The following is a 21,271-nucleotide window of genomic DNA, read 5'->3' on the forward strand; positions in this document are numbered from 1 at the left end:
AATGCCTCTTTTTGTTGAGAACCTTAAATGCGGCTACTCTTATCCCATTGTTGAGGTAGATGGAAGGCTTAAGTTCGAAGAAGGAAAAGTCTATGGATTTGTTGGACCAAACGGAAGTGGTAAAAGTACACTGATAAAAGCTTTAGCAGGACTTGTCAAAATTTTTGAAGGAAAAATCTATTTTGATAATATGCAACTTAGCCAACTTTCTGATATAGAAAGGGCTAAGCTTATCTCGTATATGCCACAACATGTATTTTCAAACTTTCCTTTTACAGTCCTTGATGTTGTTATGATGGGAAGATTTCCTTATGAAAAGAGTAAATTTTTAAACAGCAAAGAAAGTAGAACAATTGCAGAGAAGAAAATAAAACAGGTTGAACTTTCAAGTAAAAAATTTTCGAGCATATTAAGGATATCAGGTGGTGAGAGACAAAGAACATCTTTTGCTCGTGTACTTGCTCAGGATACTAAAGTTTTACTTTTGGACGAGCCGAACTCAAATTTAGACATCTCTCATCAGGAAAAGATACTGAGGCTTGTAAGAGAAGAAGCGTGTTCTGGGAAGATAGTCATAATGGCAATTCATAATCTGAAGATTGCAGCAAAAGTGTGTGACAGCATCATTATGATGAAAGATGGCAGAGTTGTGGATATTGGAAGACCTGATGAGGTTTTAACTCAGGAGAATATAAGAAAAGTATATGAAGTTGATGCAGTTGTTTACAAAAATCCTTTCGGTATATTTGACATAGAGCTTATCCAGACAGACGTTCCAAAAACTTTTCATGTTCATGTTGTATCAGGAGGTGGAAGTGCACAGCTTCTTTATAAAATGCTAATTGAAATGGGATGCAGGGTGACAACAGGCGTTCTTTCCACAAACGATACAGACTTTGAAACAGCTCAACTTTTTTCCATCTATACAGTTTTTACAAAACCTTTTATGCCAATTGGAGAAAAAGAGTACATCGAAAACATTCAGCTTATCAAGAAAGCAGACCTGTGTGTGCTGTGCAACATTCCATTTGGTGTTCAAAACTTAAAAAACTTAGAGGCACTTAAATTTGCTAATCATCTTTGTATAATTGAAGAAGAGGATATTTCAAAACGTGATTTCACAGGTGGTTTGGCAACTAAACTTTACAATTGCTTGAGGGAAAAAGCGTTAGTTTTTTCAAGCATTGAGAGCTTGAAAGATTATATCTTAAAAGAGACAAACGATAAAATGTCAAGGGGTGATTTAAAATGAATCCACACAAGGCATGGTGGATAGATACAAACTTTGAAACTGTAAAGAAAAACTTGGAAGTAAGAAACTTTGAATGTTTTATTGTCGAGAAAAAAGAAGATGTTGTGCCTCTTTTAGAAAAGCTCATTTCAAAAGGCAGTGTGGTATCGTGCGGTGGGTCAATGACACTTTTTGAGTGTGGTGTGATAGATTTTCTGAGAAATGGCAATTACAACTTTTTGGACAGATACAAAGAAGGTATAACACCTGAGGAGCTTGGTGAGATTTACAGAAAATCTTTCTGGGCTGACTACTATCTTATGTCAACAAACGCAATAACACTTGACGGAAAACTCATAAACATAGATGGAAATGGCAACAGACTTGCAGCGCTTCTTTTTGGTCCTAAAAATGTAATAGTGATTGCCGGTAAGAACAAGCTTGTTTTAAACGAAGAGCAAGGTTTGCTGAGGGTAAGGAACATAGCATCTCCTATGAACTCAAAAAGACTTTCTCGAAACACACCATGTACTCAGGATGGAAAATGCCATGATTGTTTAAGTTTTGAGTGCATCTGCAGCCATATTGTTGTAACAAGAAGGTCTCCTGCAAAGGGAAGAATCAAGGTTGTGCTTGTCAAAGAAGACTTAGGTTTTTAAAAATATCGTTGTAATATTTTAGAAATATTCGCGTAACAATTCTGTAAAAAAGGGTTGACAGAATAAAGTGACTTGTAATAAAATAATATCATCAAAATAATAAACTTCATAGGCTGAATGTCTGAGCAAATTGTAAAAATTGCTCAGACAGCGGGAGACCCAAAGTAAGTCAGGGGTGAATCGGCAAGAAAGAATTTGCCGTAGGGATAGCCTTCTTGTCCCGAACCCGTCAGCTAATCCCGTAAGCCTCAAGAAGGGAGTTTTTGTATGAATCTAAAAAGTTTAATAGCTATAATTCTTGGAATTTTTTTGATGTTTTTTTCTGCAAAGGCCTTTGCCCAGTCAGCCCAGGCAAAATCTACAATAAATATAAGAAGTGCACCTTCAACAAGTAGTAAGGTTTTAGGTGTTTTTCCCAAAGGGTTTAAAGCCCAGGTTTTGTCAAATGCAGGTGGATGGGTAAAGATTTCGTATGATGGAATTGTTGGGTATGTAAAGTCTGATTACATAACTATTACAAATGGAAAAAGGAGCGCAGTTTCAAATACTTCAAGGGCAAGTGTTGCAAAAACGCCTGCTAAAGCTGCGCAAGCTACAGTTTTAAAAGACAATGCGCGACTGAGAACTGATATGTCAACCACATCAAAGGTGCTAAAGACATTAAAAAATGGTAGCAAGGTGTATGTCCTGTCAAGAGAACAAAATGGCTGGGTGAAGGTAAAGACGCTTGATGGCACAGTAGGATATATGGCTTATTACCTTTTGAAGATGCCATCGCAGCTTGTATCAAAAACAGTGTCACGTGGTGGGTTTGAAAGAAGTCAAGTAGAAACTTTTACAAATCTTAGCTTGGCACAGAGAATTTTGGAATTTGCTCAAAGATTTCGTGGTATAAGATACTCATACGGTGGAACATCGCCATCAACTGGTTTTGACTGTTCAGGATTTGTTCAGTTTGTGTTCAAAAACTTTGGAATAAATTTAGAAAGAACAGCAGCTGACATGGCAAAAACAAATGGTGTGAGAGTTTCATATAGTGAAATTAAACCGGGAGATTTGCTTTTCTTTGACACAGATGGCGGGAAAAATTATATAAATCATGTTGGCATATATTTAGGTGGTGGCAAGTTCATTCATGCATCAAGTGCAAGGGGACGTGTAACAGAAACTGACCTAAATTCATATTATGGAAGATTTTTTATGATGGCAAAAAGAGTCATAAGATGAAAGTAAAAAGGGGCTTTTTCCTGAAAATCAGAAAGGAAGAAGCCCCTTTCAAGTTTAAAAGTGCTTTTTACTTTTTTATCAAAGGCAAAATCAGGTTTTTGACATCTTCCTCGTTTTCAATGGTAACGTCAACTTTCTTGAGCTGCCAAACCTCATTATGAGAAATTTCTTCGCCCGGTGCAACAAGGTAAAGTGGACTTAGAGTTTCCATCTCAAGCATGAAATCGGTTGTATATGTTTCGTAAGAACATCCAAAGTCAGGGTACTCTGCACCGTCTACATGTTTGTATTGTTTTATAAACAGATTACCATCATTTAAATAACAAGCCCATCCATCCAAATTTGGATATCCAATCTTAAACGGTGGCTTGCAGTTTTTATCCTGTTTTAGAATAATAAAATCCTCTCCCCACAAGACTCTGTGGTCGTTAAGTTTTGTATATGGCCACATGACCAAAGGATAGCTTGGTAAAAGTCCTGTATCAATCTTTGGAATTGGCATGACCTCAACTCCACCAGGTGCCATTACAGAAAGCGCCCAAATTGCGAACTTAACTTCAAAAAGACCATTGTTCTTGATTTTATACGTAACATAAGCTTCTGGTTCGGTTGGGTGAAACTTAAGTTCAATAGTTTTTTGCAAAAATGTAGTGGTTTCTGTGGGCTGTTTTAGAATTATACCGTTTTCAACAATTTCAAAATCAATTTTTTGGTTATCAGGGAAATATGTGCGCTCAATAGCTTCCGGACTGTGCCACAGTCTTGTTCCGCCGTATATTCTCCACTCATCACCCCCAACTTTTCCTGCCTGTTCTTCTACCACGCAAAAGACATTTTTGTCACCTTCAAATCCAAAATGAATTATTCTTGGACCCACATCTGTTGTGACAATCGCTTCAATTTTTCCGTTAGAGATTTTATAACAGTTTTCCCAGCCCATATATTCGACTTTTTTTACCTCAACCATTTTTAACCTTTTCCCCCTTCTCAATTTATTTTGAAAAATATACAGGGTTAGAATATAATTAAATTATACCTTATCAGGTTGTATTTTCACAAATCAAAAAACAAAAAAGTTGTGTAGATTCATTTTTTCTTTGACAATTTTTAGATGGTAAAAGGGAGAGAAAGGGCAGAGAAGATGCTAAAAAAATTCAAGCCTGATATGATATGCAAAAGTATATTGGATATTGACCTTGAAACTCTTCTAAAAAGAGGAATAAACTATCTCATTATCGACATAGACAACACCATAGTTGCGTGGGGTGAATTTGAGGTAAGAGACGAGATTATTGAGTGGCTTGAAAAGGCTCAAAAGATGGGATTTAAAATTTGCCTTGTTTCGAACAACCAGAAGGATAGAGTCAAAAAAATAGAAAGTATGCTTGGCATTCCTGCCATCTATAATGCTAAAAAGCCTTTGAAATCTGGATTTTTAAAAGCATCGCAGTTGCTTCATCAGGGCAAGAAAAATAATCAAACAGCTGTGATAGGTGACCAGTTTTTTACAGATGTCATAGGTGCAAAAAGGTTAAAACTCTTTGTGATTTTGGTAAGGCCAATGAAAGAAAAGGAGTTTTTTGTAACAAGGATAAACAGGATTTTTGAAAAGAAAATATTAAAGTACTACGAAAAGGATGAGAGGGAATGAAAAAGCTTTTTTTGATTGGCAAGAGCTTAAAACACTCAATTTCACCTTTTATTCATAACAGGATTCTTTCTGAGTTTGATATTGATGCGATTTATTCAAATTTAGAACTTCTTGACACTGAAAAGCTAAAAGAATTTGTTGAGATGGTGAGAAAAGATGAGGATGTTGTTGGATTTAACATAACAATCCCATACAAGGAAGATATTTTAAAGTTTTGTGATGAAGTCTCAGAAGATGTCAGAATAATAAAAGCGGCAAATACAGTGAAAAAAGAAAATGAGAAGCTTTTGGCTTACAATACAGACTGGATAGGTTTTAAAAGAAGCTTGGAGGATATGGAAGTTGATGTGAAAGACAAGAAGATATTGGTACTTGGTAGCGGTGGTGCGGCAAAAGCTTGCATCTATGGACTATACAGGATGGGGGCAGAAGAGGTTTTTGTTGCAAACAGAACATATGAAAAGGCAGAAAGTTTAAAAGAGACTTTTCAAAACATTTTAAAAATTGTTCCAGTTGAGTGGATAAGAAGATATGAATTTAAATACGATATAATTATTAACACAACATCTGTGGGAATGTTTCCGAATATTGAAAGCAGTCCTTTTGACTTTGAAAACTATGTGGCTGGCATACCAGTTTTTGTATATGATATGATATACAATCCTCTTAAAACTGCTTTTTTAAAGGAAGCTGAAAAAAAAGGGATAAAGATTGAAAATGGACTTAAGATGCTTGTATACCAAGCAATTGAAGCTGAAAAGATTTGGTTTGATATTGTAAATCTTTCTCCAAATTTTTTACTTGAAATCCTAAATGATACAGAGAAAAATTTTGGCTTGGGAATATATAAGGTTATAGGGTAGGGTATTAAGACATATAAGAGGCATGTAAGTTGGAAGTGGGTTGCTCAATTAAGAGAGGTATGTAACAAAAAACGATAAGTAGCATATTTCTCCCATATATGTTAATATAATTTGCAATAACCTTTATATTATTGGAAAATCATTTTTTCAACAAGCTATTACATTCCCTGAAAACACAGAATATTAACACTTTCGGGAACTATATCCTAAAACTTTTTCTTGTTAGAGCAAAAATCTATAGTAATAAAATAACAAAAAGAGAAATACCAATAATAAAGCAACAATGTACTCAAAAATATTTTTACATGTTTTTATGAATACTTTCATTATTTGTCTCCATTTTAGTAATCACCCAGAATTTATATAAAATATAGTTTACTACTTGAGCACATAAAGTTGCAAATATTTTTGTAATTATAATTGAATTTTACAGATATAGCCTTGAAAGTTTTATAATTACAATTGAGAGTAGCAATGAGATAATATTTGTAATGGTGGACTTTGCTACTTTTAGTATTATTATACGTCATTTTGTTCTATTTTCAAATGTCCACTTTTTGTTCATCAAAAAGGCATTTGGTGAAGACATATTTACCACCTAATTTATTACAGAATAGAAAATAAAAAGTTCCTACTTTCTTTAATAAGTCTTCAAGAAGTAAAGTAGGGAACTGAAATACATGGGAGGGGACAAGAGTTTTAGAATCTATGAATTTTTCAAATGGTGTCCTCCCATTCATACCTTTACCATTATGAGGTCTAAAAAAGTTCCACGTATTCTGCCACTTTTGAGCTCGTTGAATAAAGTCATTTTGTTTTTACATCTTTCGGCATGAATCATTAAAAAATATTTGTCATCTGCTCCATGTGAAATTTCAATTAATCCCATAAGATGTTTTACTCTTGTTGCAATGTCTATCATGTTCCGCTCATAGCAAGGTAAATTGTGTTTTTTCATACATTAATATACCTCTTCAGGAAGATTGTCTTTATCTAAAAGATGTTTTGTATCAAGTTGAAATTCAGAAAATGGAATGAGTGTTTCATAATCGTACAAACTTCTTTCACCCTTTTTGTCTTTCTTGATTTTCTTGGTATAGTATTTCTTTTGAGAATAGACTTTATTGTATTTTCGCTTATTTTAATACCATATTTTCTGAGCAGGTAAAGAGACAAACATCTGTATCAGAAGATAGTTCTTTTAGATTCCTCGATAATGAGATTTTCAAGTTCAGTAGAAAGTTTTCTGGGGCAAGTTTTAGGTTTTCTTGATTTATCCTCAAGGGGACCATATATTGCTCTTCTGACAGTATGCCTTGATATACCTAATATTTTAGCAGTTCTTGATACGTTTTTGTTATTATTTTCAAACACTTTTCGGATTAATTCCCTTGCTTTTTCGGAAGATATTTTTCTCATTTCATGATATGATATAATATTTATAGTAGGCTGTCCTCCTATCCTGGTTAGTTTTTTGATTTTTCTTTTGGATGGGAGATTACACTTTTTAATTAATATTCATGTCAGGATGGAGGCAGCCTCAATTCTTTTTATGAGTTTCTCCTTACTATTTTCGCACATTCTTTCGCTGTGGTAAATATCTTTACACCTATTCGAGTGAGTATTCGAGTTTATCACAAATTTTTTTAATTGCACAATTAATTTAACCATAGTATAATAAAAAGTAAGAAAATGTGTAAATTTATTTGCAAAAGGTTCACAAAAATATATGAAAAATATTCGAGGGGGTACAGGTGATTGAATAAATTAGAAAAATTCATAAAAGAAAATGTGGGAATGTTGGTAGGCGGAGCTTTAGCTCTTATTTTGATTCTGTTTATTTTAGAAGTTGGAATTGTCAAAGCTATACTGATAACAGTAGTTGTCATTGTTGGAATAATATTAGGTAAAAAGTTTATAACGTATGATAAAATAAGAGATCTTCTGAAAGATAAGAATTAAAATAACCGAAAGTTTAAATAGAGGGGTAGGTGTATCAGAGTGAAAATCTTAATTGTGGATGATGCTGTTTTTATACGAAAGGTTTTAAGGGGAATATTGCAAGAATTAGGAGAAGAAGTAGTGGGAGAAGCTTCAAGTGGAAATGAAGCTTTAAGAATGGTTAAAGAATACAGACCTGATGTAGTGACTTTAGATATTACTTTGCCGGATATGAGTGGATTAGAACTCTTAAAAAAGATAAAAGAAATTTCATCCTCTACGCAGGTTGTAATGATTACAGCAATTAGTAATCATGAGGTTGTAAAAGAGGCGATGAAAGTTGGAGCAACAAATTATATCACAAAACCATTTTCCCGTGAAAAAGTTGAAGAGGTTCTGAAGAAAGTAGAAAAAAATATTCAAGCGTTGTCTCAAATTGAAAAAAATATGACTGACGAGAAAAGTATAAGTCAGAATGAATTAAGTCAAGCAAGAGTTGAAACACTTGGTGTAGAGAATGAAAGCAAAAATGAGGAAGTTGCTAAAATAGATAAATTGGTAAAAGTTGAAAGCGAAGAAAGTAAAAGTAAAATTGATACAACTGAAATTTTAAATATTTCAGAATTGACCCAAGATCTCTCAGAAAAAAGAAATGAAACAAATAATCAGCAAGAAATCAGCGAAAAAGTTTCAGATTTAATAGAGACAGAGGTAGGTGTGTCAGATGAGTTTCTTGAGGATGAAAAAGAAGGAAGTACTACAGCTGTTTTTTACGACGAAGACAAAGGTGAGGAGTTAGAAGTTGGTGTTGTAACTAATATAGAATTTGAGCAGAAGGGTGGAGAAGATATTCTTTCAATTTGTATAAATAAAGAATTAGCTTACAATGTAGGGAGAATGAAATTAGGGAATGGAATAATAGTTACTCTCGAAGAATGTTTTGTATTGTCGAGTGTCAAACATGAATATATATTTGAGAATAGTCTTATCGAGAAAGTTGAAGTAAAGGAAATAAATGAGAATGCATACGTTATGATTTTTACTAAAGCTAAAAAATTTGATATACGTGAAAGGGAAGGAAAGATATCGATAGTTTTCAAAAAGAGCAAAGGAGTTATTTCTTACAATAAAAATAACAAATTCATAATGATAGATAATGTGCTACCTTCTAATATTCAAGTAGATACTGTTTCCGAGAAAGAATACATCATTAGAATATCCACTAAGGATGTTGTATATAACGAGGGAGAAACTAAAGTAGAGGATTTAATAGTAGACAGATATACAGTAGAGAAGAGTGCAAACGGATATGATGTGAAAATTGTTTTATATAAGGAAGCAAGATATGAAATTATTGAAGGAAGAACATCGGTTGGAATAAAATTTGTGGAAGTAAATATTTTGAAAGATGTGGTAGTACATCATTCTGAACAGGAAACATTAATAGAACTTGTGACAAACTCAAATAATGTACCTGTAGTGTTAGAACATGATGCAGAGAATGGTGTTGCTTATGTATATTTGCAAGGTTATAATGTATCAAAGTCGTTACTTGAGAAAAACTTTGAATTTGAAGAGGAGTATCTTGAAAGCCTTAAAATAGTTGAAGAAAGGGAGAAGGGACAGTCGTATCTTGTTATTTATTCACCAGTAAAAAGAATTTCAGTAGTAAAAGAAAAAGGCAAGACATTTATTTCGATAAAGCCTAAAAAAGCTTTTATACTCTATAATGTGTTTCAGGAATGCATTGTATTTCAAAACATACTTCCTGAAGAAATTGAAATTAACCATAACCAGATTCAAAACACAATCGAGTTTCAAGTTAATAACAAATATGTGATTTTATTGAAAGACCCTATTTTAGACAAAGAAGAATATAATACATTTAGTTCCATAAAAGTAGAGAAAACAGGGATGAAATATATAGGAACAATTGTTCTTAAAAGCAAGAGCAAAATTGAAGTTGCGTTGTCGAATGATAAAAATTCGACAAATCTATTTGTTATTCCATATAAAAAGTTGAATAAAATCAAAGCATTTGAATATGAAGGAAGTGGTCCTAAGACATTTTTAACTCTCAAGGGTGAAGGAGAAATAAAATATATTGCAGAAAGGGACAAAGAAAAAGGTGCTGTTACAATAAGAGTTTTAACTGCTTCATTGTGCAACATTGAACAGCCAATAGTTGAGTTCAGAGAGGGCTGTATTGAACGTATAGAGTTTTATGAGCAGGAGGAAGATGTTGTAATAAATGTTTATAGTAAAGCAGAGGATTTTGATGTAAGGTTGGAAAATTCAGATATAATTGTTGAGTTTGAAGCACAAGTTGTAACATTTACTCCAGTTATTGAAGATTATATGGTTGTATTTGAATTGCCTTTGATAAATTATGATGATATAGATATTGAAAAAAATGAAGAAAATAACATGTTGGTTGTTAAAGTGAATAGGAGAGATATATATATAGAAAAAGGGATCAAGTATTTACAAACCGGGATTGTCAAAAGGTATCAAGTAGTTCAGGAAAATGGTTATAAACTATTAATTGATACTACTGACGAGATTAGATACTCTTTAGAAAGGAAAGAGAATAACGTATTATTTGTAATAGAAAAATGCCCTGTTCTTGAAAAGGTTGAAGTTAATGAACAAAGTGATGAACTGGTACATGTTAGTTTGTATTTTAACAGAGGAGGAATTAAACCTCAGAAGATTGAAAAAATTGACGGTAGACTTGAAATCTTGTTAGGAGAAGTATTAACTAAGGATAAAAATATTGTTTGGAATACCGAATCAAGGAGAATTGTTAGAAATATCGACTATATAATTAACGAAAAAGTGCTTGTCTTATCCATAGAACATGCTTATGCATTGTGGCAAATAATCGCAGAAAACAATGTTATAAAACTTACTTTTGAGGTGAAACACTGTGAAATTTTAATAGAAGATGAATATATTAAAATACAAAATGTTGAAAGTGATAAAGTGCAAGTCTTGAAATTTGAAGACAATGGTTTACTGATTGTAATAGTACCACAGAATGCAGCTTTTCTAACTTCTAATTCCATCAAATTTAACTCAGAAAATGTTTTATATACTGCAGTTGAGCAAGACATAAATCAAACAGTTTGGAAAATTTACGTTTTATACAAATTGAACATGACATTTGAGTCAGAAATCAGCAATAATGACGTAATAATAAAAGTGAATACAAAGAGAAACGATTTTGTGGGGAGAGAGTTAGAAGCAGAAAGAAATTAAGAAAAAGAGGGGAGATTATTTTGCCAAGAGAAAGAAAGAGAATTGGAGATGTTTTAGTAGAGGCAAAGATAATTACACCTCAGCAACTGGAAGAAGCACTTAAAATTCAAAAGCAGACCAATAAAAAATTGGGAGAGATACTGGTTGAGAAAGGTTATATAACAGAAGATGAGTTAATAGAGATTTTAGAGTTTCAGTTAGGGATACCGCACATAAAATTAGATGTATATCCGATTGATCCTAAGGCAGTTGAAACGATTTCTGAGTCGATTGCACGAAGGCATACCGTTTTGCCGGTAAGTTTTGCTGAAGATGGAAGCCTGATTGTGGCAATGGCCGACCCGCTCAACATATTTGCTATGGAGGATATTGAGATTTATTCAGGCAAAAGAGTACGACCACGAATCGCCAAGGCATCCGATATTAAACGTGCAATTGAAAGGTTCTATGGTAAGCAAGAAGCTTTAAAAGCAGCTGAAGAGTTGCAAAAAGAAAGTAGCGAAAAGGACAGCCAAGCCAAAAGAGCTACTGTTACGCCTCGATTCCAGCTTGGTTTGGAAGACGGAACAGAAGGACCTATTGTAAGACTTGTCAATTCGATTTTTGAACAAGCTATTACATCGCGTGCAAGCGACATTCACATTGAACCGTTTGAGAACGAGATAAAAGTCAGATACAGAATAGATGGTGTATTGTATGATGTCTTGAAGTTAGATATTGGGATATTGCCATCACTGGTGGCAAGAATTAAGATTGTAGGTAATATGGACATTGCAGAAAAGAGGATACCACAGGATGGACGAACAACTTACATTTTTTCGGATAAGATTTATGACATGAGAATCTCATCTTTGCCCTGTGTGTATGGCGAAAAGATTGTTGTGCGTGTGATAGACAAAAGTGCATTTGTGCGTTCTAAAGCTGAGCTTGGCTTGACTGAAGAGGACGAAGAGAAATTTAACAAGCTGATTGCTGCGCCACATGGAATAATCTTGGTATGTGGTCCTACCGGTAGTGGTAAATCTACTACGCTTTATACTATTTTAAACGAACTTAATACAGGAACACGCAACATAATAACTGTTGAGGATCCTGTCGAAAGTACCATAGAAGGTATTAATCAAGTAGAGGTCAATACCAAAGCAGGGCTAACATTTGCAGCGGCGCTGAGATCAATCTTGCGACAGGACCCAGATATAATTATGATTGGTGAGATCCGAGACAGAGAGACAGCTGACATGGCAATCAGGGCTGCTATTACAGGACATTTAGTGTTGTCAACCATTCATACAAATGATGCAGCAAGTGCAATTACAAGGTTGGTTGACATGGGGATAGAAAACTTTTTGATAAGCTCGTCGTTGGTAGGAGTAATATCACAGAGATTGATAAGAAAACTATGTCCATACTGTAAAGAGCCTTATGAGCCATCAGAGGAAGAAAAAATTCTTCTTGACATAAAGCAAGATGAGAATGTAAAATTATACAGAAAGAGAGGATGTCATATATGTGATAAAAAAGGTTACTATGGTAGAACAGGTGTATATGAAATTCTGATTGTGACAAAAGAGTTGAGAAAACTTATAAACAAAAAAGATGTCAGCAGTGAGGAGATAAAGGAACTTGCTGTCAAACAGGGGATGAAGACACTGCGACAAGCTTGCAAAGAGAGAGTTTTGAATGGAATTACATCAGTTGAAGAATATCTTAAGATTACTTATGCACTTGAATAGTATTATGAGTAAGTACAAGAGGGGAGATTAGGGGAAGGAGGAAGCAAATACTCATGGATATTAATTCAATTCTCAAAGAAGCATTTCTCAAGGAGGCTTCAGATATACATATTACACCAGGTGTTCCTCCAATTTATCGAATACACGGCAGATTAGTACGGACAGATGACTCAATTCTGACCCCTGAGATGGTGGAGGAGTTTGTGCGACAGATCACCAACGAAAACCAGTTTAAAATTCTTGAGCAGAAAGGTGAGATAGACTTTTCTTACGGCATAAAAGGCGTAAGCAGATTCAGAGTAAATGTTTATAAACAAAGAGGTTCATATTCTATAGCTTTTAGAATAATTCCAGTAAATATACCACCATTTGAGACACTTGGCCTTCCACCAGTTTTGAAAGAATTTACAAAATTGAATAAAGGGCTTGTTTTAGTTACAGGTCCAACTGGTTCGGGTAAGTCAACAACACTGGCATCGCTGATTGACATAATCAACAAAGAAAGAGATGTACATATAATCACATTAGAGGACCCAATAGAGTATTTGCATAGACACAACAAGAGTATTATCAATCAAAGAGAGATAGGTAGTGACACACTCAGCTTTGCAGACGCGCTGAGGGCGGCTTTGAGAGAAGATCCTGACGTAATCCTGGTTGGTGAGATGAGGGATTTGGAGACAATTGCGATAGCTTTAACAGCTGCTGAAACAGGACACCTGGTGTTTTCCACACTTCACACAATTGGAGCGGCAAAGACAATAGACCGTATCATTGACGTTTTTCCACCGCATCAACAGCAGCAGATAAGAATTCAGCTATCAACTGTTTTGCAGGGAGTTGTGTCTCAGCAGCTTTTGACCCGTCGTGATGGTAAAGGCAGGGTTGTTGCAACAGAGGTAATGATAGTAAATCCGGCCATAAGAAACCTCATTAGGGAGGCTAAAACGTATCAGATTCAATCAATTATTCAAACGCATCAGCGACAGGGCATGATAACAATGGAGCAGTCACTCATAGACTTGTACAAACGAGGGTTTATTACTCGTGAAGATGCGTTCAACTATGCTACTGACTTTGATTTTATGCAAAGACTGCTCAGTGCATAAGCTTTTCAAATGCTTTTTAGGTTTGGTGGTGTGACGAATAAATTTGGGATGTTAAGGAGAGTAGTGGGGTATGCCGGAGTTTGTTTACAAAGCGGTAGATAGCAGTGGGAAAAATGTTGAGGGGACAATATTGGCAGATACAATTGAGCTTGCAGCAGAAAGTCTTAAGAGACGTCAGCTATATATAATAGACTTGCGAGAAAAAGGAGTATGGCAAAAAGATATTTCAGTTCAGTTGCGAAAAAAGATACCTATAAAAGACTTAGCAGTGTTTTGTCGCCAGTTTGCAACAATGCTTATGGCGGGTATACCAATGGTAAGTGCGTTAGATGTCATTGCTGAGCAGTTCAAAGGCAGATATTTCGGAAAGGTATTAGAGGATATACATAAGAAAGTGCAAAGTGGGTCAATGTTGTCGAGAGCGTTGACAGAAAAAGCTGAATGTTTTCCATCAATTTTGATAAACATGATTGAAGCTGGTGAGATGTCAGGTTCTGTTGATCAGGCACTTGACAGGATGGCTACCCACTTTGAAAAAGAGTTAAAATTACGTCAGAAAATTATAAATGCCTTGATATACCCGGCAATTGTTATTCTTGTAGCAATAGGTGTATTGATAATAATGCTTACATTTGTTGTACCTACTTTTGTAGGGATTTTTAGCGAACTTAATGTTGAACTGCCTGCAACCACAAGGTTCATAATCTCCAGCTCCAATTTTATGAGAAACAATTTTATTTTAATAATAATAGTATGCATTTTATTAGTGGTAGCTTACAATGTAATTAGAAAAACCGACAAAGGTGGATTTTATATTGATAAGTTCAAACTTCAAATTCCAGTCATAGGTAAGATTATCCTTGGGCAAATTGTAACAAGGTTTACAAGAACGCTTGGCACGATGACAGCAGCTGGTGTTAGTATAGTGATAGCTCTTGAGACAACAAAAAATGTCATGACAAATGTATTTGTTGAGAAGAAGTTTGAAGAAGTTATCGAAAGGGTACAGAGGGGAGAGGGTTTGAGTTATCCGATTGCTGAGGTGGGGATTTTCCCAAGGCTTGTTGAAATTATGATAAGAACCGGTGAAGAAAGTGGTAATTTGGAATACATGCTTAACAAAGCAGCAGATTACTATGAGAATGAAGTTGAAAATCAGGTAACAAGGCTAACATCAATATTTGAGCCAATAATGATTGTGTTGCTTGCTATCATGGTTGGTTTCTTGCTGGCGTCAATAATCTTGCCGATATTCAAATTGTATGGAAGCGTTGGTGCGTAAAAAACTCAAAGATGTATAAAAAGGCGGGGAAAATTAAATTGAAAAGAAAAGGATTTACCTTAATTGAGCTGGTGGTAGTGGTTGCTATCCTGGGTGTGATTATTGCTATAGCCGTCCCCCAGGTTTTAAAGAATATAAATAAGGCAAGAAAGTCAGCTGATATACAAAATGCAAGACATATTGCATATGCCTTCTATCTTTTTGAAGAAGAAACAGGATTAAGTTTAAATGTGCTGATACCTGATAACAATTTTCACAAAATTGACTCAGATGTTGTAAGTTTAAGTCCTCCATATAGTTTAAAGCTTAGCGATTATATTTCAGGAGGCTTGCCAAAACCAGTTTACCGGCGTTCCTACTACTTCTACTATAAACTTGATAGTGTTTTGAAGGTTTATAGTGGAGATGGAACTAACTTTTACGAACTTTTTCCAAGTGTAGATCCAGGTTACTAAAAATTTTAGAAAACTAAGAGGGGGCGATTTGAAAGATGATGGCTTGGCTTGTAAAACAGGTTAACAGCAAGCACAAAGGTTTTACATTAATTGAGATGGTTATAGTTGTTGCAATAATTGCAATCTTGATTGCAATTGCGGTACCTCAAGTATTAAAACAGATAAACAAGTCAAAAATTGAGGCTGATAAGGCAAATGCAAAGAATATTGCAACAGCTATTCAGCAATGGGTTTCAGAAGGAAATGTGTTGAACGATCAAGCTGACTGGAAAGTAATACAAAATAACGACCCTGTTAACACTGGTAACGGTATTGTAGATTACTTGGGCAGTGGACTTCCAAAGACAAAGTTAAAAAATGGAGATTTTTATTATAAATATGATGCGACTAATCAAGTATTGAGAATAGGTGCTCAAAATTCTTCTGGTACTGTTGTGGAGCTCTATCCGTCTCCAGATCCAAACTACAAGTAATGTATGTTTGGTACTCTTTATTTCATTTTGAAGGAGTATACCAAAGATGTTAGAGGCAATAGTGGGAACGTTGGGATTGGTGATTGGCAGCTTCCTGAATGTATGTATATACAGAATACCTCGAGGGGAATCAATTATATTCCCCTCGAGTCATTGTCCAAATTGTGGAAAAAGGATAAGATGGTTTGATTTAATCCCTGTCTTAAGCTTTATTATCCTGAAAGGGAAGTGCAGGTATTGCAAAAGTCCAATTTCACCTTTATACCCGGCTGTTGAAACTGTGTGTTGTTTGCTTGCAATAGCAAGCGCAAGAGTGTATGGTTTGAGTGTATCAGCTTTTTTATTATTTTTGATAGGCTGTATCCTGATATACATTTCAGTTGTAGATTTCAAAACTTACGAGATGAGCGTAACAAGTATTCTTTTGCTTGCCATTTTAAAGTTTGGGTTTGAGGTGAGTTTAAAAGGGGTTTCAAAAACCTCAATGACATTTATGGTGCTTGGACCAATTTTAAATGCTCTTCTGGTAGGGCTTATATACTTAATTACCCGGGGTTATGCAATGGGGTTAGGGGATGTTTTGCTTTTGATGGCAGGAGGTGTAGGATTTACAATAAGACAGGCAATTGTGTGCAATTTCATAGCATTTTTTGTAGCGTTTTTATATGTTTTAGGCTTGAAGCTTGTTCAAAGCATTTTAAAGGGAAACGAGAAAAAGAGGGAGATTCCGTTTGGTCCGTTCATATCAATTGGCATATTTGTGTCAACAGTGGCAGGTGAAAGGATTGCTGATCTTTACTATCAGCTAATAATAGTGAGGTAGAGTTATGATGTATGTTATAAAAAATCTGATGGAGGAACTTGTTCAAAAATACTACGAGAAGATAAATGATGAATTGGGTGTTTGCAAATGCGAAAAATGCAAAGCCGATGTAATGGCATTGGCTTTGAATAGGCTTCCACCTCGGTATTGTGTGACTGAAGATGGTAAGATGTTTGTGAAATTAAAAGAATTAGAAATTCAATTTGAAGTAGATATAATTGCTGCGCTGGCAGCAGCGGCTTATGTTGTAAAAAATAATGTGAGACATGAAGAAAGGGATTGTAGTGATGAAATGTAGGGGATTTTCTCTTAGTGAAATGATAATTGTAATAGTTATAATTGCTATATTATTAGCTATTGGAATACCTGCATATCTATCATCTGTTCGTCGTGCAGAAGTTCGAAATATTGCAAATGGGTTGTCAGATATGATTTCTATGCTGTATGAGTACGAAGATAAAGAAGCAGTTTATTACAAATATTTTGTTAAAATTAATAATTATGTTATACCAGATCCAACAACAGGTGAAAGGTGTTTACAGATTCAACTGATAAAATATGTGGGGGGAACAGAAACAGTTTTGAAGGAATTAAAAAGCAAAGCTGTTGAGTTAAATTCTGATATAATTGTTACAGGCGCAGGAGCAGTTGCTACATATTTGTATTATGACAAAAATGGAACATTATGGCGATTCTCAGGTTCACCAGGTTTACGAGCAAACGAAAGTCATTATCAAAATGTAAATAAAGAATTAGTGGTACAAATAAGAGGGGCAACAAGTGGTTATCAGAAAAGAGTTATTATTAAAGCGTTGCCTCCGGGGAGTGTTGAAGTTAAATGAGATTTAATTTAGAAATAAAAAGCATTACAAAATTAAAGGGTTTAACCCTAGTTGAGTTAATAATAGCTGTTGTAATTGCAGCAATCATACTTGGTGCAATTTATTCCTTTTTTATTCAGAACTTTAAAGTTGCACAGGAGAACATTAATATAGCAAGGATTGAAGGTGAAGCGAAAAGATTGAATGATCAGGTAAAACAATGGCTGTCAATGTCTGACCAGTCTACTATTAAGAATATGGTTGTTGGTACAACTAAACAAGTAATAATGGATGTGTATCAAAATGATTTGCCAGCACTAACTGCACGACCTGATTTTAGAATTAAGCTTATATATGATTCAAATTCAAGGAGCATTAGCATTGAAAAGATTTATTTGACATCCTCAAGTGGTTCTTCGGTTCCGTCACCTGCAGCGTTCATCTTCTTAAATGGTCTTGTAGAAAGATTTGATTGTGTCTATATTTCAGATTTGAAGATAGTAATAGAATATGAGGTTGTAATAAATAAACGTGGAGCTAACCGAATAACCAGAGTGTACAAAGTTGAACATGTTTTTAGGAATTTTTAGTCAAAAAATGCTTATAATGTATTTTATATGAATCGTAGAGGTGATTTATAGTGAGCGAAAAAGTTGTTGTTGAGATTGGAAAAAACTACATTAGAGTGGTTGAGGGGAAATATCACAATGAGACAATTGAAATTGATAGATTTTTTGAAAAAAATCTTGACGATAATATAATTAGAGAAGATATTAAAGTTGATGATGTACTTTTGCAGATAGAGTTAAGAAGCTTTTTTAATCAAAATAAGGTTGGTAAGAAAAATGTGAATATAATATTTTCAGGGATTTCTAACATTTTGATAAGAGAACTGGAGATGCCTTATGTTACCGATGACAAAGTCTACAATATGATACGCCATGAGGCAAGACAATATTTCCCAATTAACATAGATAATTATGTACTTGATTATAAGCAATTAAGAATATTTGATGAAGGAAAAATTAAAAAGCAAAAGGTACTAATTGTTGGTGTACATAGATTCTTAATCGAAGGAGTAATAAATGCTTTTAGAAATTCAGGAATAAAAATATCTAAGATTGATATTGAACCAAATTCTATTGTCAAATTATTCAAAATTGAAAGAAAGTTGAATAAACAAACAGATGATAATTCATATTTAATAGCAAATATCACCCGAAATGGGGTTTCTACATCAGTTGTTGCAAATAACGAGCTCTGTGCCACAAAACTTTTTCCGCTTGTTCAGCTCGAAGAGATGTTTAAGGAAAATTCAGATCAATCTTATGATTATGAATTTAGCTATATTGAGGATCTTATTTCTGAAAGTATAATCAAGTTTTATGACTTTGTACGAACGAGAGAAGAACCGATAACGAATATTAAAAAAGTATATCTAACAGGAGAGGTATGTCAACATATTGATATCAGTGATATTTTAAAAAAGAGAATTAATATGGATGTAGAACTTGTAAGTGGGTTTAAGTCTATCAAGAAAATTGGAACACAAGAAAAAAGTGTAATGTTTAGTTATGTAACAGTTTTCAGCGGGTTAATCTAAAAGATATAAGGTATGTACATTATATGGTAAAGGAGGCAAGAAGTAGTGCCAGTTTTAAAAGATATAAATTTATTAGAGGCATATAGTAAGCAATATAAAGTAGACAAAGAAAAAGTAAGCGGTGGATTGGTAATTACTTTATTATCGGTAATTGGGGTATGTGTTTTAATATCAGTATTTATCTTTATTCAGATAATTTCGTATTCTATGAAGATCAGCAGCACTATAACCGAGATTAACTCTAAAAAAATAATTGTAAACAAGATACAAAAAGATTTAAGGATAAAAGAGGCATATGATATGAAAATTGGGTTTATTAATCAAAAGAAGAATGAAAACCTTAAATTAAAGGAATTACTTACAACTCTTGAAAAGTTAACCCCAATAGATCTGACATTTGAGATGCTGCAGATAGAAAATAACAAACTTAATTGCAGAGTAGCAAGCAAGAATGTTGAGAGTGTGGTTCAGTTTGTTTACAGCCTATCTAATGATCCACACTTTGCAAATGTAGTATTTAATGGTGCAAATGATGTAGAAGGTATCAAAAAAGCTGATGTGAGTGCTGATATAAGATAAGAAGTTTTAAGAATTTTAAGATCAATTTAATGAAGGTGGTGAAAGGTAGCAATGAGTTATAAATTGAGCAGTAGAGAAAAAAATTTACTGATTATTGGGTTAATAGTGATAATTGGATTTGTTTTTTATTCATTTGTATATAGTAACTTGTCTCAAAGATTAGAGAATTTAAAAACACAGTATGAAACCCTTACTGCAGAGCTTTCAAGGTTGAATATGATAATAAACAATTATAACGCACACAAGGGAGAAATAGAAAATGCAAAAAAGGAGTATGCTAAATTAAAAGATATTATTCCGCCAAATCAGAATGCTTTGTTTTGTGTTGTAGATTTAAAAAGACTATTAGAAACAGTGAAGATTAGTACTTCTTCATATATGTTTGAGCCTTCACAGAAAATTGAGCTTGGAAATACAAAAAATATGGGTGACCAGTTTTATCCATATTATTTGTCATCACGGCAAACATGGAATTGTGAATATGAAAATATACACTCAATTCTTGATAAACAACCGAATTTTGCGCCTTTATTTACCATTGATTCTCTGAACATGACAAAGGCAGAAAACAAGTTAATGGTAAATGCAGTGATAAAATTTTATGGATTTAACGACCCGCAAAGTCCAGCGCGTGAGTTTGTTTTGAATAAGACAATTAAGAAAAGTCCAAGTGGAAAAAATAATTTATTTAAATAAGGTGAGTTAACATGAAGCTAAAGGGTTTTTCGTTAATAGAGGCTATAGTTGCTGTTGCTATATTTGCTATAATATTGGTTCCAATTGGAATTGCATTTAACCAGTCGATAAGGGTAACCTCAAAGTCAAAAGAGAACATGGATATTGCTCAGGTTTTGAACAAAGCAATGGAAAAAATGTATGCTGAAATGGCAAATGATGTTAGTCATTTTACAGATACAGTATATTTTTTGCCAGATTATAGTGGCAATGAACTGCAATATGGCAATGATAGATATAGAGTAAAGTATACAGTTAAAAGGATAGAAAGTGATTTCGACTTAATTCTGACAGCTGACTCTTCAAATACAGTATCAGTATATCAAAAAGTTTATGATGCAACATATGGTGGTGTTAGATATGACCATAGGTTTTCTATTCCATCAAGTTTAAACGGAATAGTGAATATTGAAGTTTATAAAGAAATAAGCGGAGCGAACCGGGCAGAGTACAAATTCAATAATATACCATTAATAATTGAAAGACCCAAATTTAAGATATATTTTATTGACAACTCATCTGCGGTTAATTGTAATATTAATGGCGTATTTGAGATGAGTGGAGGTGTTCTTACATCAAATTATACCACTCAAAGTTTAGAAGTATGGTCTAAGAGCTTTTCAGTAAGTTCTGCGGCATCTCCTCTACCAAGTCCGACAGCAAGTTCTGCTATTAATTTTACAACGCAGAGGACCACTGTAAGATTTATTTCGTACAATGATTCAAAGTTTTATCATCAGCTTTTTGAAGTAACAATGGAGATTTGGGACGAAAAAAGGAATAGAAAAGTGAGAGATTATAAATTTATGGTGAGGGGGTAAAAGG

General features: G+C 34.0%; 21 protein-coding genes, 1 pseudogene and 1 riboswitch. Of the genes and pseudogenes, 20 read left to right on the forward strand and 2 right to left on the reverse strand.

Annotated elements, in window-relative coordinates:
- The first annotated feature begins 1 nt into the window (after position 1).
- From CALKRO_RS04135 to CALKRO_RS04145, 3 genes are all read left to right on the forward strand, one after another.
- Positions 2-1,252 (forward strand): ABC transporter ATP-binding protein, encoded by a 1,251-nt coding sequence (locus CALKRO_RS04135; protein WP_013429844.1) that lies wholly within the window; start codon positions 2-4, stop codon positions 1,250-1,252.
- The gene (locus CALKRO_RS04140; RefSeq protein ID WP_013429845.1) at positions 1,249-1,890 is read left to right on the forward strand and encodes a lactate utilization protein; all 642 of its coding nucleotides are present in this window, start codon (positions 1,249-1,251) and stop codon (positions 1,888-1,890) included. Before CALKRO_RS04135 ends, CALKRO_RS04140 begins: the two co-directional genes overlap by 4 nt.
- 101 nt (positions 1,891-1,991) lie before the next feature.
- Positions 1,992-2,153: riboswitch (cyclic di-AMP (ydaO/yuaA leader) on the forward strand.
- A 4-nt stretch (positions 2,154-2,157) separates the two neighbouring features.
- Positions 2,158-3,117 carry a C40 family peptidase gene (locus tag CALKRO_RS04145; RefSeq protein WP_013429846.1) on the forward strand — a complete coding sequence of 320 codons (960 nt, stop codon included), beginning with the start codon at positions 2,158-2,160 and terminating at the stop codon, positions 3,115-3,117.
- A 67-nt stretch (positions 3,118-3,184) separates the two neighbouring features.
- Here the strand turns inward: CALKRO_RS04145 and CALKRO_RS04150 are convergent, their stop codons facing one another.
- On the reverse strand, positions 3,185-4,084 hold the full coding sequence (locus tag CALKRO_RS04150; protein WP_013429847.1) for a hypothetical protein: 900 nt from the start codon (positions 4,082-4,084) through the stop codon (positions 3,185-3,187).
- A gap of 174 nt (positions 4,085-4,258) precedes the next feature.
- Here CALKRO_RS04150 and CALKRO_RS04155 point away from each other — a divergent pair, with 174 nt between their 5' ends.
- Together CALKRO_RS04155 and aroE are read left to right on the forward strand one after the other, a co-directional pair.
- Positions 4,259-4,768, forward strand: a complete 510-nt coding sequence (locus tag CALKRO_RS04155) for a YqeG family HAD IIIA-type phosphatase (protein ID WP_013429848.1) — start codon at positions 4,259-4,261, stop codon at positions 4,766-4,768.
- A complete protein-coding gene (aroE, locus tag CALKRO_RS04160; protein WP_013429849.1) occupies positions 4,765-5,631 on the forward strand; it encodes a shikimate dehydrogenase in 867 nt (288 codons plus the stop codon). The genes CALKRO_RS04155 and aroE overlap by 4 nt, the downstream gene beginning before the upstream one ends.
- A 542-nt stretch (positions 5,632-6,173) precedes the next feature.
- Here aroE and CALKRO_RS04165 read toward each other — a convergent pair.
- Positions 6,174-7,074 (reverse strand): annotated as a pseudogene (locus CALKRO_RS04165) (helix-turn-helix domain-containing protein).
- Positions 7,075-7,389: 315 nt separating this feature from the next.
- Between CALKRO_RS04165 and CALKRO_RS04170 the strand changes: the two are divergent.
- The 15 genes from CALKRO_RS04170 (at position 7,390) to CALKRO_RS04240 (ending at position 21,267) form a co-directional block, all read left to right on the forward strand.
- Complete coding sequence (locus CALKRO_RS04170) at positions 7,390-7,593, forward strand: DUF2273 domain-containing protein (RefSeq protein WP_013429850.1); 204 nt, start codon at positions 7,390-7,392, stop codon at positions 7,591-7,593.
- Positions 7,594-7,632: 39 nt separating this feature from the next.
- Positions 7,633-10,833: a response regulator gene (locus tag CALKRO_RS04175; RefSeq protein WP_013429851.1), complete on the forward strand. Its 3,201-nt coding sequence runs from the start codon at positions 7,633-7,635 to the stop codon at positions 10,831-10,833.
- Positions 10,834-10,853: 20 nt separating this feature from the next.
- Positions 10,854-12,566 carry a GspE/PulE family protein gene (locus CALKRO_RS04180; RefSeq protein WP_013429852.1) on the forward strand — a complete coding sequence of 571 codons (1,713 nt, stop codon included), beginning with the start codon at positions 10,854-10,856 and terminating at the stop codon, positions 12,564-12,566.
- 53 nt (positions 12,567-12,619) lie between these two features.
- Entirely contained in the window at positions 12,620-13,675 is a 1,056-nt protein-coding gene (locus tag CALKRO_RS04185; RefSeq protein ID WP_013429853.1) for a type IV pilus twitching motility protein PilT, read from the forward strand.
- 70 nt (positions 13,676-13,745) lie between these two features.
- Positions 13,746-14,957: a type II secretion system F family protein gene (locus CALKRO_RS04190; protein ID WP_013429854.1), complete on the forward strand. Its 1,212-nt coding sequence runs from the start codon at positions 13,746-13,748 to the stop codon at positions 14,955-14,957.
- Positions 14,958-14,995: 38 nt separating this feature from the next.
- On the forward strand, positions 14,996-15,412 hold the full coding sequence (locus CALKRO_RS04195) for a type II secretion system protein (RefSeq protein ID WP_041741565.1): 417 nt from the start codon (positions 14,996-14,998) through the stop codon (positions 15,410-15,412).
- Between the two features lie 35 nt (positions 15,413-15,447).
- Positions 15,448-15,885: a prepilin-type N-terminal cleavage/methylation domain-containing protein gene (locus CALKRO_RS04200; protein WP_013429856.1), complete on the forward strand. Its 438-nt coding sequence runs from the start codon at positions 15,448-15,450 to the stop codon at positions 15,883-15,885.
- A 46-nt stretch (positions 15,886-15,931) separates the two neighbouring features.
- Complete coding sequence (locus tag CALKRO_RS04205) at positions 15,932-16,708, forward strand: prepilin peptidase (RefSeq protein WP_013429857.1); 777 nt, start codon at positions 15,932-15,934, stop codon at positions 16,706-16,708.
- 7 nt (positions 16,709-16,715) lie between these two features.
- A complete protein-coding gene (locus tag CALKRO_RS04210) occupies positions 16,716-17,006 on the forward strand; it encodes a late competence development ComFB family protein (RefSeq protein ID WP_013429858.1) in 291 nt (96 codons plus the stop codon).
- Positions 16,996-17,550 (forward strand): prepilin-type N-terminal cleavage/methylation domain-containing protein, encoded by a 555-nt coding sequence (locus CALKRO_RS04215; protein WP_013429859.1) that lies wholly within the window; start codon positions 16,996-16,998, stop codon positions 17,548-17,550. Before CALKRO_RS04210 ends, CALKRO_RS04215 begins: the two co-directional genes overlap by 11 nt.
- On the forward strand, positions 17,547-18,119 hold the full coding sequence (locus tag CALKRO_RS04220) for a prepilin-type N-terminal cleavage/methylation domain-containing protein (protein ID WP_013429860.1): 573 nt from the start codon (positions 17,547-17,549) through the stop codon (positions 18,117-18,119). The genes CALKRO_RS04215 and CALKRO_RS04220 overlap by 4 nt, the downstream gene beginning before the upstream one ends.
- A gap of 50 nt (positions 18,120-18,169) precedes the next feature.
- A complete protein-coding gene (pilM, locus tag CALKRO_RS04225) occupies positions 18,170-19,132 on the forward strand; it encodes a type IV pilus biogenesis protein PilM (protein ID WP_013429861.1) in 963 nt (320 codons plus the stop codon).
- Between the two features lie 45 nt (positions 19,133-19,177).
- Complete coding sequence (locus CALKRO_RS04230; protein WP_013429862.1) at positions 19,178-19,711, forward strand: PilN domain-containing protein; 534 nt, start codon at positions 19,178-19,180, stop codon at positions 19,709-19,711.
- Positions 19,712-19,762: 51 nt separating this feature from the next.
- A complete protein-coding gene (locus tag CALKRO_RS04235; protein WP_013429863.1) occupies positions 19,763-20,407 on the forward strand; it encodes a hypothetical protein in 645 nt (214 codons plus the stop codon).
- An 11-nt stretch (positions 20,408-20,418) separates the two neighbouring features.
- Entirely contained in the window at positions 20,419-21,267 is an 849-nt protein-coding gene (locus CALKRO_RS04240) for a type II secretion system protein (RefSeq protein ID WP_013429864.1), read from the forward strand.
- The last annotated feature ends 4 nt before the right edge of the window (positions 21,268-21,271 follow it).

Origin of the sequence: Caldicellulosiruptor kronotskyensis 2002 (assembly GCF_000166775.1) — a bacterium.
In the GTDB taxonomy this organism is placed as follows: Bacteria; Bacillota; Thermoanaerobacteria; order Caldicellulosiruptorales; family Caldicellulosiruptoraceae; genus Caldicellulosiruptor; species Caldicellulosiruptor kronotskyensis.

Bases quoted from the DNA above. Each gene is read 5' to 3' on its own strand.
- CALKRO_RS04135 (WP_013429844.1), top strand. From the start codon at position 2: ATGCCTCTTTTTGTTGAGAACCTTAAATGCGGCTACTCTTATCCCATT.
- CALKRO_RS04140 (WP_013429845.1), top strand. From the start codon at position 1,249: ATGAATCCACACAAGGCATGGTGGATAGATACAAACTTTGAAACTGTA.
- CALKRO_RS04145 (WP_013429846.1), top strand. From the start codon at position 2,158: ATGAATCTAAAAAGTTTAATAGCTATAATTCTTGGAATTTTTTTGATG.
- CALKRO_RS04150 (WP_013429847.1), bottom strand. From the start codon at position 4,084: ATGGTTGAGGTAAAAAAAGTCGAATATATGGGCTGGGAAAACTGTTAT.
- CALKRO_RS04155 (WP_013429848.1), top strand. From the start codon at position 4,259: ATGCTAAAAAAATTCAAGCCTGATATGATATGCAAAAGTATATTGGAT.
- aroE (WP_013429849.1), top strand. From the start codon at position 4,765: ATGAAAAAGCTTTTTTTGATTGGCAAGAGCTTAAAACACTCAATTTCA.
- CALKRO_RS04185 (WP_013429853.1), top strand. From the start codon at position 12,620: ATGGATATTAATTCAATTCTCAAAGAAGCATTTCTCAAGGAGGCTTCA.
- CALKRO_RS04190 (WP_013429854.1), top strand. From the start codon at position 13,746: ATGCCGGAGTTTGTTTACAAAGCGGTAGATAGCAGTGGGAAAAATGTT.
- CALKRO_RS04200 (WP_013429856.1), top strand. From the start codon at position 15,448: ATGATGGCTTGGCTTGTAAAACAGGTTAACAGCAAGCACAAAGGTTTT.
- CALKRO_RS04205 (WP_013429857.1), top strand. From the start codon at position 15,932: ATGTTAGAGGCAATAGTGGGAACGTTGGGATTGGTGATTGGCAGCTTC.
- CALKRO_RS04210 (WP_013429858.1), top strand. From the start codon at position 16,716: ATGTATGTTATAAAAAATCTGATGGAGGAACTTGTTCAAAAATACTAC.
- CALKRO_RS04215 (WP_013429859.1), top strand. From the start codon at position 16,996: ATGAAATGTAGGGGATTTTCTCTTAGTGAAATGATAATTGTAATAGTT.
- CALKRO_RS04220 (WP_013429860.1), top strand. From the start codon at position 17,547: ATGAGATTTAATTTAGAAATAAAAAGCATTACAAAATTAAAGGGTTTA.
- CALKRO_RS04235 (WP_013429863.1), top strand. From the start codon at position 19,763: ATGAGTTATAAATTGAGCAGTAGAGAAAAAAATTTACTGATTATTGGG.
- CALKRO_RS04240 (WP_013429864.1), top strand. From the start codon at position 20,419: ATGAAGCTAAAGGGTTTTTCGTTAATAGAGGCTATAGTTGCTGTTGCT.